This window comes from Paenibacillus sp. CMAA1364, assembly GCF_054373195.1.
Window position 1 is genome coordinate 234,230 of the sequence record NZ_JBITNB010000002.1, and the last position, 14,074, is coordinate 248,303.

15 protein-coding genes are annotated in these 14,074 nt (G+C 40.2%); all 15 read left to right on the plus strand.

Annotated elements, in window-relative coordinates; genetic code table 11:
- The first annotated feature begins 207 nt into the window (after positions 1-207).
- The 15 genes from yqfC (at position 208) to dnaG (ending at position 14,063) form a co-directional block, all read left to right on the plus strand.
- A complete protein-coding gene (gene yqfC / locus ACH8E3_RS02790) occupies positions 208-501 on the plus strand; it encodes a sporulation protein YqfC (RefSeq protein ID WP_458631073.1) in 294 nt (97 codons plus the stop codon).
- Positions 498-1,691, plus strand: a complete 1,194-nt coding sequence (yqfD, locus tag ACH8E3_RS02795; protein WP_458631074.1) for a sporulation protein YqfD — start codon at positions 498-500, stop codon at positions 1,689-1,691. Before yqfC ends, yqfD begins: the two co-directional genes overlap by 4 nt.
- Positions 1,692-1,697: 6 nt before the next feature.
- Positions 1,698-2,669, plus strand: a complete 972-nt coding sequence (locus ACH8E3_RS02800) for a PhoH family protein (protein ID WP_458631075.1) — start codon at positions 1,698-1,700, stop codon at positions 2,667-2,669.
- A 14-nt stretch (positions 2,670-2,683) separates the two neighbouring features.
- On the plus strand, positions 2,684-4,951 hold the full coding sequence (locus ACH8E3_RS02805) for an HD family phosphohydrolase (RefSeq protein WP_458631076.1): 2,268 nt from the start codon (positions 2,684-2,686) through the stop codon (positions 4,949-4,951).
- Positions 4,952-4,954: 3 nt separating this feature from the next.
- The gene (gene ybeY / locus ACH8E3_RS02810; protein WP_458631077.1) at positions 4,955-5,452 is read left to right on the plus strand and encodes an rRNA maturation RNase YbeY; all 498 of its coding nucleotides are present in this window, start codon (positions 4,955-4,957) and stop codon (positions 5,450-5,452) included.
- Complete coding sequence (locus ACH8E3_RS02815; RefSeq protein WP_458631078.1) at positions 5,452-5,814, plus strand: diacylglycerol kinase family protein; 363 nt, start codon at positions 5,452-5,454, stop codon at positions 5,812-5,814. The genes ybeY and ACH8E3_RS02815 overlap by 1 nt, the downstream gene beginning before the upstream one ends.
- Positions 5,815-5,834: 20 nt before the next feature.
- A complete protein-coding gene (locus ACH8E3_RS02820) occupies positions 5,835-6,248 on the plus strand; it encodes a cytidine deaminase (RefSeq protein WP_458631079.1) in 414 nt (137 codons plus the stop codon).
- Between the two features lie 63 nt (positions 6,249-6,311).
- Entirely contained in the window at positions 6,312-7,208 is an 897-nt protein-coding gene (gene era, locus ACH8E3_RS02825) for a GTPase Era (protein WP_458631080.1), read from the plus strand.
- Positions 7,209-7,314: 106 nt separating this feature from the next.
- Entirely contained in the window at positions 7,315-7,464 is a 150-nt protein-coding gene (locus ACH8E3_RS02830; RefSeq protein ID WP_458631081.1) for a YqzL family protein, read from the plus strand.
- Positions 7,465-7,497: 33 nt separating this feature from the next.
- Complete coding sequence (recO, locus tag ACH8E3_RS02835) at positions 7,498-8,253, plus strand: DNA repair protein RecO (protein ID WP_458631082.1); 756 nt, start codon at positions 7,498-7,500, stop codon at positions 8,251-8,253.
- Positions 8,254-8,390: 137 nt separating this feature from the next.
- Positions 8,391-8,576 (plus strand): hypothetical protein, encoded by a 186-nt coding sequence (locus ACH8E3_RS02840; protein WP_458631083.1) that lies wholly within the window; start codon positions 8,391-8,393, stop codon positions 8,574-8,576.
- A 14-nt stretch (positions 8,577-8,590) separates the two neighbouring features.
- On the plus strand, positions 8,591-9,478 hold the full coding sequence (glyQ, locus tag ACH8E3_RS02845) for a glycine--tRNA ligase subunit alpha (RefSeq protein ID WP_458631084.1): 888 nt from the start codon (positions 8,591-8,593) through the stop codon (positions 9,476-9,478).
- A complete protein-coding gene (gene glyS, locus ACH8E3_RS02850) occupies positions 9,471-11,546 on the plus strand; it encodes a glycine--tRNA ligase subunit beta (RefSeq protein WP_458631085.1) in 2,076 nt (691 codons plus the stop codon). The genes glyQ and glyS overlap by 8 nt, the downstream gene beginning before the upstream one ends.
- Before the next feature lie 187 nt (positions 11,547-11,733).
- The gene (locus tag ACH8E3_RS02855; RefSeq protein ID WP_458631188.1) at positions 11,734-12,201 is read left to right on the plus strand and encodes a YaiI/YqxD family protein; all 468 of its coding nucleotides are present in this window, start codon (positions 11,734-11,736) and stop codon (positions 12,199-12,201) included.
- 41 nt (positions 12,202-12,242) lie between these two features.
- Positions 12,243-14,063 carry a DNA primase gene (gene dnaG, locus ACH8E3_RS02860; protein WP_458631086.1) on the plus strand — a complete coding sequence of 607 codons (1,821 nt, stop codon included), beginning with the start codon at positions 12,243-12,245 and terminating at the stop codon, positions 14,061-14,063.
- Positions 14,064-14,074 lie beyond the last annotated feature (11 nt).

Sequence of the window (14,074 nt, forward strand, 5' to 3'; positions counted from 1 at the left end):
GAGCGATTCTAGTCACTAAGGAACACTTATGTGTATTTCCATGGATAATTGCTTCGGATACGACTGATGGGCGTTCTAGCGTCTCCTTGGACATGCAGAGCGTTACATTGATGTTGTTATATCCGCTAAGAATGGATGGGATTATGCTCATAAAATAGATATTCTCCGCATATCGTTATTAGTAATAGGAAGGGGGAAGACCTTCGTATGACCCGAATCAGTAGCAAACTTCGGAATTGGACTTATAAGAAATTGGATTTACCCCAAGATATTGTCTTTAATTTACCAAGATTAACGATGATTGGTAATAAGGAACTTCTTATAGAGAATCATCTCAGCGTGATCCAATTCTCGCCCAATCAACTCATTCTATCCCTTCATGAAGGATACCTTGAGATAGAGGGTTCAGAACTCATGATTCGAACTATTTTATCCCAGGAAGTACATGTTGAAGGTGTCATTATGAATATAAAGTACATAGGAGCGGGGGCGAAGTATTGAAAATTCCAGCATTATCGTATTGGCGTGGGTACATTGAAGTCACAATAAGACAGGGTCACGTGGAATCATTCATAAATTCTTTGACTGACATCGGAATCCCCGTGTGGGATGTGAAGCCAACTTCATTTCAGACCGTTGAAATGAAGTTGTTAGTAGAGGACTTTTATGAAGTGTTGCCTATTTTGAAAAGGACAGGCTGTCGTATACATGTAAATCGAAGAATTGGATTTCCATTTCAAATGATCCGTTTGAAAAAACGACGTTTTTTTGCATTAGGGTTCATGTTCTTCTTTGCAATGTTACTGCTCTTCTCTTCTCTCGTGTGGGAAGTGAAAGTCATAGGTAATGTGAAGATCGCTAAGGAAGACGTCCTTATGATCGCGAAACAAGAGGGGATATATCCTCTACAATGGGTTTATCGTATGAAGCATCTGGACAAGCTATCGCAGCAATTGAATAGACAACTACCTGGAACCGCTTGGGTTGGTGTGAATAGACAAGGAACAACGATAACGATAGAAGTGGTCGAATCGAGCATACCTGATACCGGACCACTACTTAGCCCAAGACATTTAATAAGCACCAAAGACGCAATCATTACAAGTATTTATTCTGAGCAAGGTCGTCCAACTGTATCAAAGAATAGTCGTGTTAAAAAAGGACAGATCTTAATTTCTGGATTTCTTGGTGATGCTGAGAATTCCGAGTCTGTCGTTGCTAAAGGAGAAGTTAAGGGACTGGTATGGCATGAATACAAAATTGAAGTCCCTATAGTGAAAAGACATAAAATCTATACGGGAGAAATCAAAAATAGAAGTTATCTCGTTCTTGGTGATCGTGGCATCCAATTGTGGGGATATGGGAAGATCTTATTTGAGAATCATGATGTAGTAACCGAACACGATCCACTTACTTGGAGATCAACTAAACTACCCATAGGATGGATGACAGAGCATGTGATGGAAGTTGAAGTGAGAAACGAAGTAATAACTATAGAGGAAGCGAAGAAGCAAGGAATAGATGGTGCAATTCGTGATATTATGGCTAAGTATGGTAGTGGGACACAGATCATAAGTCGAAAAGTTTTGCATGAGAACAAAGAGAATGGTAAAGTTTATATGAAAGTACTCTTTGAAGTCGAGGAGTTTATCACGGAAGAGTTACCCATAGTATATAGCCAAGGAGAATGAGCATATTTGTCTGAGAAAACATATAACACAAAGATATCAGTTCAAAACGCAGCTGAAGGATTAGCTATTTTTGGTGCACAGGATACCTTTCTAAATATGATTGAAGCTCAAATTCCTGCCAAGATTGATTCGCGAGAATCTGAAATTACGATAAGTGGCGGAGAGCTTGAAGTTCAGAAGCTTCAACATTTATTTGATGTATTACTCCAATTGGTACGTAACGGTTATGTCTTAACAGGAAGAGACATTATGTATGCCATAGATCTAGCCAAAGACTTCAGAGCAGACCAACTTTTGGATTTGTTCAAAGGTGAAATAACGAAGACTTATCGTGGTAAACCTATTCGAGTAAAGACCATTGGGCAAAAGAAGTATGTATCGACCATTCAAAAACGTGATATCGTTTTCGGAATTGGTCCTGCAGGGACAGGTAAGACTTATTTGGCGGTAGTATTAGCGGTAGCGGCTCTTAAAGAAGGTTCTGTAAAACGTATTGTCTTGACACGCCCAGCTGTAGAGGCAGGTGAGAATTTGGGATTTCTTCCTGGCGATCTACAAGAGAAGGTAGATCCCTATTTACGACCTCTTTATGACGCATTATACGATGTAATGGGTCCAGACCAGACGGCAAAGGCATTGGAACGAGGATTGATCGAGATTGCCCCACTTGCTTATATGCGTGGACGTACACTTGAGGATGCTTTTATTATTCTAGATGAAGCACAGAACACCACACCTGCTCAAATGAAAATGTTCTTGACTAGGCTTGGATTCGGTTCCAAGATGGTCATTACAGGAGATATAACGCAGATCGATCTGCCTAGAGGTAAAAGTTCTGGATTAGTCGGAGCGGATGCGATTTTGGGATCCATCGAAGATATTGGATTTATTTATTTCTCAGAATCAGATGTTGTTCGTCATTCATTAGTTCAGAAAATTATAGTTGCCTATGATCTAGCGGCAGAAAACCAAGGATAGAGAGGATTGACTCTATGAATCCGAAGGGACATCCAACAGGCAAATCATTCTTATCATCATTCCGAGAGATTAGTTATAAGTATAGTGTGCTTGCACGCTATACTTTGTTTCTATTACTTGTCATGCTGATTTATGTGAGTCTTGCTCCGAAAGTACTTCCCGAACGTTATGATATTCGATTGGGATCTTACAGTGAGAAAGAAATTGCAGCGCCTGGACAAATTCCGAATAGTAAAGCGACGTTAAAAGCGCAAGAAAAAGCTGCTGAACAAGTACAGCCTATTTACAGTATCATTCCTATTCGTAATGAAACATTGATCGTCCAAATTCTTGATCGGATAGATAGACTGAATCAAGATGATCAGGTGTCTAATCAAGATAAGGTATCCATTTATAGACAAGAAATACCACAACGGTCTGAGGATTTCATCGAGAATTTCTTGAAGACTAGTAGAGGCGCGGGGACGTATTCGGATAAAATTCTTGACGAAATAGCTAAAGTCACCAGTCAACAAGTGTATCGCATTCCAGAAGAAACATTTATTAAGATATCAAGGCTGACGAGTGAAGACATTCAAGAGATGAAGCCTGTTGCTCGAGAAATAGTCTCTAGGCTAAGTAATGATCAGATCATAGATGCACAGAGTGCTAGAGCTAAAGTCGCTGAGTTAGTTAGTACAAGCCCTCTTCGCAATAAGATTCCTCGTGAAGTTGTGCAGGAACTCGCACGTATGACACTCACAGCGAACAAATTCTTTGATGAAGAAGCAACCAAAGAAGCTCAAGTGAAGGCTCGTGAGAATACGGAGACAGTCTTTATTAAGCAAGGGGATGTTCTAGTAAGCAAAGGACAACTCATTACGGAAGAACTCTATACTCTTTTGAATGATAATAAATTGCTCAAGAACGAAGTGAATTATTGGCCACAATTGGGGTTATTGATGTTGTCGTGCTTATTGACGCTCGGATTACATATGTTTATCCGTCAATCCAGTACGAATAAATATAAGTACAATAACTCGCAGTTGCTCATGCTAATCCTCATATTTATGATTACCATTGTGTCTATGAATCTTGTGAGTATTCTTCAGAACAGTGATTATCCTTATGTAGGCTATCTTGCCCCAGTTGCATTGGGAGCCATCTTAGTGACCTTATTGATGGATATGTCACTGGCATTCTTTTGTACGATGATATTCAGTATATTGTCTAGCATTATATTAAATGTCAATGCTACTCAAATTTTTGATTTTCACTTTGGTTTTTTTACAATGACGGTTTCATATGTTGCAATCTCCGTTATTCACAAAGCAAGCCAACGATCCACCCTTTTAAAGGGTGGTATCATGGTGAGTCTGATTGGGTCTATCACAGTATTCATTATGATCCTCATCGATGGTGCTAAGTGGAGTGACATGGAGACACTATATACGATTGGATTTGCATTTATTGGTGGATTGTTAACGTCTGTGTTTGTAATAGGGTTGATGCCATTCTTCGAAGTAACCTTTGGTATCTTATCAGCCTTGAAGTTAGTTGAACTTTCTAGTCCAACGCATCCATTGCTTCGTAAATTGCTTACTGAAACACCAGGAACGTATCACCATAGCGTTATGGTTGGCAATCTGTCAGAAGCTGCTGCGGAAGCAATTGGTGCAAATGGTCTGTTATGCAGAGTAGGCTCCTATTATCACGATATTGGTAAGACGAAGCGTCCGAGCTATTTCATCGAGAATCAGAATCATATGGAGAATCCACATGACTTGTTAGACCCGAGACTCAGTAAATCGATTATCATTGCTCATGCTAGAGATGGCGTTGAAATGCTTAAGGAATATAAGTTGCCAAAGTTAATTAGAGATATAGCTGAACAACATCATGGCACAACATTTCTACATTTTTTCTACCACAAGGCATTAAAGAAAGCAGAAGAGCAAGGTGTAGAACCTGATTTTACGGACCTTGACTTTAGATATCCAGGTCCCAAGGCGCAATCCAAGGAATCTGCCATTGTGGGAATAGCGGATAGCGTGGAGGCGGCAGTACGATCGTTACGCAATCCTACGGTAGAACAAGTAGAAACCATGATTGAGAAAATCATCAAAAATCGTTTGGATGATCATCAATTTAATGACTGCGATCTGACGATGAAAGAGCTTGATATCATTGGGAAGACTCTGAAGGAAAGTGTTATGGGGATATTCCATTCTCGTATTGAATATCCAGAAGAAATAAAGAAGGTAACGAAAAAGCTCGACGAAGAGGATAGAAAGGGTGTTTAGCATATGAGTCTACAACTGGCTTGGAACAATGAGCAGACGGAATACGAGATAGAGGATTCTTTCATTACATTGCTTGAACAAGCCTTGCAGAAGGCCGGAGAAGCTGAAGGTGTCATGGATGGGGAAGTGGCCTTAACTTTCGTGAATGATGAACAGATTCATGAATTGAATCGAGATTATCGTGGTATCGACCGACCGACGGATGTACTTTCTTTTGCAATGAACGATTCTCTTGATGATGAACTTGAAATTATCTATGGATCAGAAGAGGGTGACATGCTTGAAGGAATACCAGAGGTACTAGGTGATATTATTATTTCTGTTACTAGAGCGAAACTACAAAGTGAAGAATTTGGTCATTCATTAGATAGAGAAATCGGCTTTTTATTCGTTCATGGTTTCTTACATTTGCTTGGCTATGACCATCAAGATAAAGCTGCTGAGGATGAGATGATGGCCAAACAAGAAGCTGTGTTGGTTCAAGTCGGATTGACTCGTTAATGGCAAAAGGACCTCTACGATCTTCGTTTAGCTATGCTGTGGACGGTATTATATACGCATGGAGAACGCAAAGGAACATAAGGATACATGGGGTGGCAGCGGTGATTGTACTGTTGCTAGCCAGCCTATTCGCTCTATCACCCATGAGATGGTTGTTTCTGTTGCTAGCCATTACATTGGTCATCGCAGCAGAGCTGTTTAATACAGCGATAGAAGCTGTAGTAGATCTCGTGTCCATAGATCATCACCCTTTGGCTAAAGTCGCCAAAGATACGGCCGCAGGAGCTGTGTTCATCACTGCGGTTTTTGCGGTAGTTGTAGGAATAGTTGTATTTTATAGACCGATTATTGAATTGTTGTGAGTAGAGCAGGAGGTTGCCAAATGAATTCGGTGGAGTTACTGGCGGAAGCATTAAAAGCTAGAGAGAAAGCGTATATTCCCTATTCGCATTTTGGGGTAGGTGCGGCTCTCTTAGATTCTAAAGGGCAAGTCCATTATGGTTGCAACGTTGAGAATGCTGCTTATGGTCCTACCAATTGTGCTGAACGTACAGCCATGTTCCGGGCGATTGCAGATGGACATCAAGTAGGTAGCTTTAAAGCGTTAGCTGTTATAGGAGATACAGAAGATCCGATTGCTCCCTGTGGTGTATGTCGTCAAGTGATGGTAGAATTATGCGATCCACATATGAAAGTCATTCTTGGTAATTTGAAGGGTGATGTTCTTGAAACAACGGTTAGTGAGTTGCTCCCAGGCTATTTTGGTCCATCTGATCTGAAGAACAGCAAGGACTAGGACATAAATTAATGGTAGTGGTCGGTACACAAAGGTAACATATATTAGGAGGACAATAAATTAATGGCAAAGTTCAAATCAGGCTTCATAGGGATAGTCGGAAGACCCAATGTAGGGAAATCAACATTAATGAATCAAGTCATTGGGCAAAAAATTGCAATCATGTCAGACAAGCCACAGACAACACGTAATAAAATTCATGGTGTATACACAACAGAAACAATGCAGATTGTATTCTTGGATACACCGGGGATTCACAAACGCCAATCTAAGCTTGGTGATTTCATGAATCAGACGGCATTAAATACGTTGGGTGAAGTTGAAGCAGTCTGTTTTCTTGTAGATGCTTCTGAGGGAATGGGTGGTGGGGATCGATACATAGTCGAGCAACTGAAGAATGTATCGACGCCGATTATTCTTGTGTTAAACAAAATTGATCGCATCGAGCCTGAAGCGTTGTTACCACTTATTGAGGGATATCGTAAACTATATGATTTCGCTGAGATTATCCCTGTATCGGCTAAGAATGGGAATAATGTGAATACCTTGCTTGAACAATTAGAAAGATATCTACCAGAAGGACCTCAATATTATCCTTCGGATCAAATTACAGACCATCCAGAACAATTTGTCTGCTCTGAATTGATTCGAGAAAAGATACTACATTTAACAAGAGAAGAAATTCCGCATTCCATCGCAGTGGCGATTGAAGATATGCAAGTAAGAGATAATGGCGTAGTTCATATCTCGGCTGTTATTTATGTGGAGAGAAGTTCACAAAAAGGGATTATTATTGGCAAACAAGGTGTCTTGTTGAAAGAAATTGGTCAGCTAGCAAGACATGATATTCAGAATTTATTAGGTTCCAAAATATATCTAGAATTATGGGTTAAAGTTAAAAAAGATTGGCGCAATCAGGATCGTATTCTTCGTGACCTCGGTTTTCATCGCGGTAGCTAATACCTTTGTTTCGGGTTGGGAGGAATTGCAACACATATAAGAACGTACATCGTACATCCTAAATTTGAAGATGCAGATGCATTTCTCAAGGAAAGGATGAATACGTATGCGAGATTTTTCGTGGAAGTATTTTGCGATGACTGGAGATGTGGATGCTTATTTATTATTCAAAGAAGCAGGCAGTACTCCAAGTTCAGTATTGTTATCTCCCGACAATGTGGTAGAAGAGAAGGTTGATTATGAAGAGAATGAATGATCGATTGCTTCGAGAATGGTTGGGGGAAGAAGCTTGCTATACAGGGTGGAAGGAATCGTCATCCGCAGCATGGACTACGGCGAGGGTAACAAGATCATTACGCTTTGCACCGAGAACGCGGGTAAAATAGGAGTTCTTGTTCGCGGTGCTAAGAAATTGAAAAGTCGACATGCTGCATTGACACAGCTATTTACGCTAGGCGAATATGTTTTCTTTCGGAGTGGTACAGGCTTAGGGACATTAAATGCAGGCGAGATTATAACTTCACATTACCGTCTGCATGGCGAACTCTATAAAGCTGCATACGCATCATATGCTTGTGAACTGTTAGACCGTGTTGTTCATGATGAGGAGACGGGAAGCTTTTGGTTTCAGCAACTGAAGGCATGTCTTGCCGCCTTGGAAGACGGCAAAGATCTTGAAATTATTATCCATATTTATGAGATGAAGATATTACAAACTGCAGGTTATGCTCCCGAGTTAGATACATGTATCTCCTGTGGTCTGGTCAAAGATGATGATGAACATTGGATAAGTCCACAACTTGGAGGATTGCTATGTCGAGCTTGTCGACACCTTGATCGACAAGCTATGGAAATTTCTCCGCGTGGACTTAAGATGTTACGAATCTTTGCCCGACTTGATCTAAGACAACTAGGAAATATTGATGTGAAACAAGAAACAAAAGTGGAACTTAAGCTTATCATGAGAGCATTTATTGACATCCAGCTGGGTCTAAAGCTCAAATCAAGAAATTTCCTAGACCAAATGGACAAGTATGAAATTTGACGAATGGAACAATATCCATTAATATATTGTAATACTAAATGAGAAATAACATGCATTGATCGAGATTATCACGATGATGGATTCAAGAAGTAAAGCGAGCTGGGGATGGTGAGAGCCTAGCGTGGAAGAATCGTGGAATGGCAACTCAGGAGCATGAATGGAATAATAAAAGTGGATGGTATTGTGACTTTAAGTTGCAATACGATCAAGTAGGGTGGAACCGCGGGAATATTAGTTCTCGTCCCTATGTCTGTGCAGCAGGCGTAGGGATGGGGGCTATTTGCTGTGCTGATAAAAAAAGATCCTATCATGTACATAAGTAAAGGAGCGAGGGTAAATGAATTTTCAACAAATGATTCTTACACTGCAACAATTCTGGGCAGAGCACAATTGTATTATTGTACAACCATATGATACTGAGAAAGGTGCAGGGACCATGAATCCTATGACATACTTGCATTCTATTGGTCCAGAACCTTGGAATGTGGCTTATGTGGAACCTTCTCGTCGTCCAGCAGATGGACGTTATGGGGAGAACCCGAACCGACTCTATCAGCATCATCAATTCCAAGTGATTCTGAAGCCATCTCCTGATCGTATCCAAGAAATCTATTTAGAAAGTCTAGTCCGTCTTGGCATTGACCCTTTGAAGCATGACATTAGATTCGTAGAAGATAACTGGGAAGCACCAACCTTAGGCGCATGGGGTCTTGGTTGGGAAGTATGGCTGGATGGTATGGAAGTCACGCAATTCACATACTTTCAACAAGTTGGTGGGATTGATGCCAATCCAGTCGCAGTGGAGATTACGTATGGTTTGGAGCGCCTTGCATCCTATATTCAGGATAAAGAGAATGTATTTGATCTAGAATGGGTGAATGGTATTTCGTACGGGGATATTTTTCATCAAGCAGAATTTGAACATTCAAAATATACGTTCGAAGTATCTAATGTCCCTATGTTATTCACCTTATTTAATATGTATGAAGAAGAAGCCAATAAGGCGATGGAACAACATCTCGTATTCCCAGCCTATGATTATGTATTGAAATGTTCACACACCTTTAATTTGCTAGATGCCCGTGGTGCGATAAGTGTGACTGAACGTACAGGTTATATTATGCGTGTTAGGAATCTGGCTAGACAGATTGCAGCTACTTATCTAGAGGAACGCGAAAGACTAGGCTTCCCATTGTGTAAGAAAGGAGAGGTTGAACTTGGCTAAAGATCTATTATTTGAAATAGGGTTAGAGGAAGTGCCGGCTCGTTTCATACGGGCAGCTGTGGATCAGTTGAAAGACCGTTTGGTTCAGTGGCTAGACGAATCTAGAATCTCTCATGGAACAGTTCATGCCTATGCAACCCCGCGCCGTTTAGCTGTTCTTGTAGAAGGGGTGGCTGAGAAACAAGAAGATACAGAAGAGGAAGTAAAAGGCCCTTCTCGTAAAATAGCACAGGATGACAGTGGGCAATGGAGTAAAGCCTCACTAGGTTTTGCGCGAAGTCAGGGAGTTGATCCTGAGCAATTCAGGTTTCAAGAACTAAATGGTGTTGAATATATTTATGTTACGAAGAGTCATTTGGGAGTAGAGACATCAAGTATTCTATCGGAAGCTCTCTTAAATATAATCACTTCAATGACGTTCCCTAAAAATATGCGTTGGGGTCATTATGAGTTTAAATTCGTCAGACCTATTCGTTGGATTACCGCTTTGTTTGGAAATGATGTAATTGATTTAGAAATAACCGACGTTAAATCAGGTAATATAACAAGAGGTCATCGATTCTTAGGCGATGAGGCTGTTATAGAGAATCCATCTGTATACTTGGATGTCCTTCGTAGTCAGTCTGTCATTGCAGATATAGATGAGCGTAAAGAGATGATAACGAACCAAATTGATGCGCTCGCGCAAGAGAAGCAGTGGAAGATTGCGGTGAAAGAAGATCTGCTAGAAGAAGTATTGTTCCTAGTTGAAATACCAACTATTTTATACGGAACATTTGATCCTTCTTTCTTGGAAATTCCGCAAGATGTGCTAATCACTTCCATGAGGGAGCATCAACGTTACTTCCCTGTACTTAATGATGAGGAGCAATTATTACCTTTCTTTGTGACCGTTCGTAATGGAAATGATGTAGGCTTGGATATGATTGCGAAGGGGAACGAAAAGGTACTGCGTGCCCGATTGTCGGATGCGAAATTCTTCTACCTTGAAGACCAAAAACTTCATATTAAAGATGCATTGTTGAAGCTTGAGAACGTTGTGTTCCATGAAGAATTAGGCTCCATAGCGGATAAGGTGCGGAGAATTCGCCGTACTGCGGATAAGCTAGCATCTGTTATACAAGTATCTAATCAAGATGCAGACGCAGTAAGTCGTGCTTCAGAAATATGTAAATTCGATCTTGTGACACAAATGGTCTACGAATTCCCTGAATTACAAGGGGTAATGGGTGAAGATTATGCACGTAGAGCTGGAGAAAAGGAAGAAGTAGCCAAAGCTGTATTTGAGCATTATCAACCACGGTTTGCTGGAGACGACACACCTTCTTCGCTAGTTGGATCACTCGTTAGTATTGCAGATAAAATGGATACGATTGTGGGATGTTTCTCCGTAGGTATTATTCCGACAGGATCACAAGATCCATATGCTTTGCGCCGTCAAGCGCAAGGGATTGTTCAGATTATGCTTGATCAGAAATTACCGATAACATTGACCGAATTGTTGAATATCAGCTTAGAAGTTCACGAAAGTCTTCGTAAAATGAAACGTACTGCTGATGAGATACGTATACCTGTAACGGAGTTCTTTGGACTTCGAGTAAAAAAAATACTTTCAGAAAATATACGTTATGATGTGGTCGATGCAGTGATATCATCTGACTTTGTTGATATAGCTTCCGTCGTTTCTCGTGGTGATGCTCTTATGAACGCTGTGAAAAGCCAAGAAAACTTTAAAATAGTGGTTGATTCATTTAACCGTGTTAGTAATCTAAGTGGTAAAGCAGAACATCAAATCATTGATGAATCGCTTCTTCAAGAAGAAGCAGAGAAAGAACTCTATAAAGTATGGAATGCTATGGTTTACCAATATCAAAAGTCCTTGGATTATCGAGATGGAACTGAAGCGTTACAAATACTTGGTGGACTTCAAGAAGCAATTACTCAATTTTTTGATTCAGTTATGGTTATGGCAGAAGATGAGAATATTAGAAATAATCGCTTAGCACTTCTTGTCGCAATTGATCAAGATATTAAGAAATTTGCAGATTTCTCAAAACTTGTGTGGTAAGGTTCGTTAAAATGGGTAATTATATATGGAACGGTCTGTGTATATAGAACAGACCCGTTCTATATATTCACCTAACATGAACCACCATTATTTTACTAATGCCTAGTAAGAAGGATTTTGGCTAGGCGAGAGCGTATATACTTATAATAAGTATTAAATAAAAGGTAGAATAGGTGTTATTGTGACTATACAGATTAATTGTCGTATTGTCGTTGATGCAGATGCATGTCCTGTTAAACACGAAATTGCTGTAACAGCTCGAACTTTTACTATCCCCGTCATCATGGTCTCCTCATATGATCATCTCATTCGAGAGGAAGAGGGAGTTACTGCTGTGCAAGTGGATCGAAGTGATCAAAGTGCAGACATCTATATTGCTAACCATATTAAGCATGGGGATGTTGTAGTGACACAAGATTATGGATTAGCAGCATTGGCACTCGCCAAAGGCTGTTACGTACTCTCCAATCGAGGATTGCAATATGGAGATGACAATATTGATTTAATGTTGGACCGAAGACATCATCAAGCAAAGGCAAGAAGAATGGGCAAACATTCTAAGGGTCCGAAACCGATTACAGCAGATGATAAAATGTTATTCCAACACAATCTGACAAAACTTTTAGAGAAAATGCAGGAGAACGACGACTCGTAGCGAATAATATTTACTTGCTAAAAGAGATGAAGGTGGTAAAGATGAGTACCGGACATGGTAATATTCCGGAGAAGGTAATCGATGCTGTTCTAGAGCACAATGATATCGTCGATACGGTAGCAAAATACGTTCATCTCACGAAGCAAGGCAAGTATATGAAGGGTCTATGTCCATTCCATTCGGAAAAGACACCATCATTTACAGTGACGCCAGAGAAACAGATATTCTACTGTTATGGTTGTGGCAAAGGCGGAAATGCTATTAAATTCATGATGGAAATGGAGTCGATCTCTTTTCCAGAGGCTGTTAAATGGATGGCAGAAGAAAGTCATATTGAGATGCCTGAAGTCACAAGTTATGCAGTGAACTCAACAAACCCAGAAAGAGAAAGACTACTCCAAGCCTACGAATGGTCATCTAAATTCTATCATTATTTGTTAAAGAATACGGAACACGGTATACCTGCAATGGCTTATTTACGTTCTCGTGGATTCACAGATAAGTTGATTGATCAGTTTCAAATTGGCTATGCCCCAGACTCATGGAATACGTTAGTACAATTTCTAACGAAACGATCCTTCGATCTTGAGGAAATGGACAAGGGTGGACTACTGTCTGCTCGTAGTGATGGTTCCGGTTATATTGATCGATTCCGTGATCGCGTTATATTTCCTATCAACGACAGGAATGGCAAAGTGATTGCTTTTGCTGGGCGAGTACTCGGTGATGGGCAACCCAAATATTTGAATTCGCCTGAGAGTAAGTTATTCAATAAGAGCCGAATATTGTACAACTTACACCAAGCGAAAGGTTCTATCCGCAAGTTGCGCCAGATTGTTCTGTTCGAAGGTTACGGTGACGTGATTGCCGCATGGGAAGCTGGGGTTCAAAATGGTGTAGCAACGATGGGAACTTCTTTAACGGAAGGTCATATTTCTATGATGAAGACGATGGTAGATGAAATATTGATCTGCTTCGATGGTGATCGAGCAGGACAATCCTCTGCTATGAAGAACATACCAATGATTGAGAGTGCAGGAATAAAAGTTAAAATTGCTATCTTAAGCGATGGACTTGATCCAGATGATTTCATTCGTAAATATGGACCTGAGCGCTTTATGAGTCAAGTTGTAGAAGGGGCTGTTTCTACAACGAAATTTAAACTTATATATCTCAAAAAAAACCATATACTTCTAGAAGAAGATGGAAAGATCTCATATATGAAGGAAGTTCTGCCGATTATTGCACTTCTCGAATCCTCAACAGAACGGGAAGTATATCTAAGGGAATTGTCTTCAGAACACCAATTATCTTATGAAAGTCTTAAGCAGGATTGCAACCTTATTCGTCAGTCTATGCAAAAAAACATATCGGATGGGGATAATTTTGACTATGGGTGGAATAATGGTAGGCATAAAAAAGAGAAGGTACCTACACCAACTTTATTGCCAGCTTATCATACTGCAGAACGTAGACTCATAGCCTTAATGCTTCAGAATGTTGAAGTTGCACAATACGTTGGAGAACATCTTGGAGATGCATTCAATATTGAGGGTCATGCAGCTATTGCTGCTTATCTATATGCCTATTATGCACAGGGCAAACACCCAGATACAAGTCGATTTATATCATCGCTTCAAGATGATCGATTCGAGAAGATAGTTAGTTCTATCTCGATGATGGATATAGCCCAAGAATGGAATGTTGAGTTATTGAACGATTACATTCGGGAAATTCATAAAGTTCCACAGCAACAGATTATAGAACTGAAAAAAGAAGAAATGGTAAGTGCCGAAAGATCAGGAGATAGTATGCGTGCAGCACAAATTGCAATTGAAATTATTGCCCTAGAGAGACAGTAAATGATCGTTAA

Bases quoted from the DNA above. Each gene is read 5' to 3' on its own strand.
- ACH8E3_RS02830 (WP_458631081.1), top strand. From the start codon at position 7,315: ATGCGAGATTTTTCGTGGAAGTATTTTGCGATGACTGGAGATGTGGAT.
- ACH8E3_RS02820 (WP_458631079.1), top strand. From the start codon at position 5,835: ATGAATTCGGTGGAGTTACTGGCGGAAGCATTAAAAGCTAGAGAGAAA.
- ACH8E3_RS02805 (WP_458631076.1), top strand. From the start codon at position 2,684: ATGAATCCGAAGGGACATCCAACAGGCAAATCATTCTTATCATCATTC.
- yqfC (WP_458631073.1), top strand. From the start codon at position 208: ATGACCCGAATCAGTAGCAAACTTCGGAATTGGACTTATAAGAAATTG.
- ybeY (WP_458631077.1), top strand. From the start codon at position 4,955: ATGAGTCTACAACTGGCTTGGAACAATGAGCAGACGGAATACGAGATA.
- era (WP_458631080.1), top strand. From the start codon at position 6,312: ATGGCAAAGTTCAAATCAGGCTTCATAGGGATAGTCGGAAGACCCAAT.
- ACH8E3_RS02840 (WP_458631083.1), top strand. From the start codon at position 8,391: ATGGCAACTCAGGAGCATGAATGGAATAATAAAAGTGGATGGTATTGT.
- ACH8E3_RS02815 (WP_458631078.1), top strand. From the start codon at position 5,452: ATGGCAAAAGGACCTCTACGATCTTCGTTTAGCTATGCTGTGGACGGT.
- dnaG (WP_458631086.1), top strand. From the start codon at position 12,243: ATGAGTACCGGACATGGTAATATTCCGGAGAAGGTAATCGATGCTGTT.
- glyQ (WP_458631084.1), top strand. From the start codon at position 8,591: ATGAATTTTCAACAAATGATTCTTACACTGCAACAATTCTGGGCAGAG.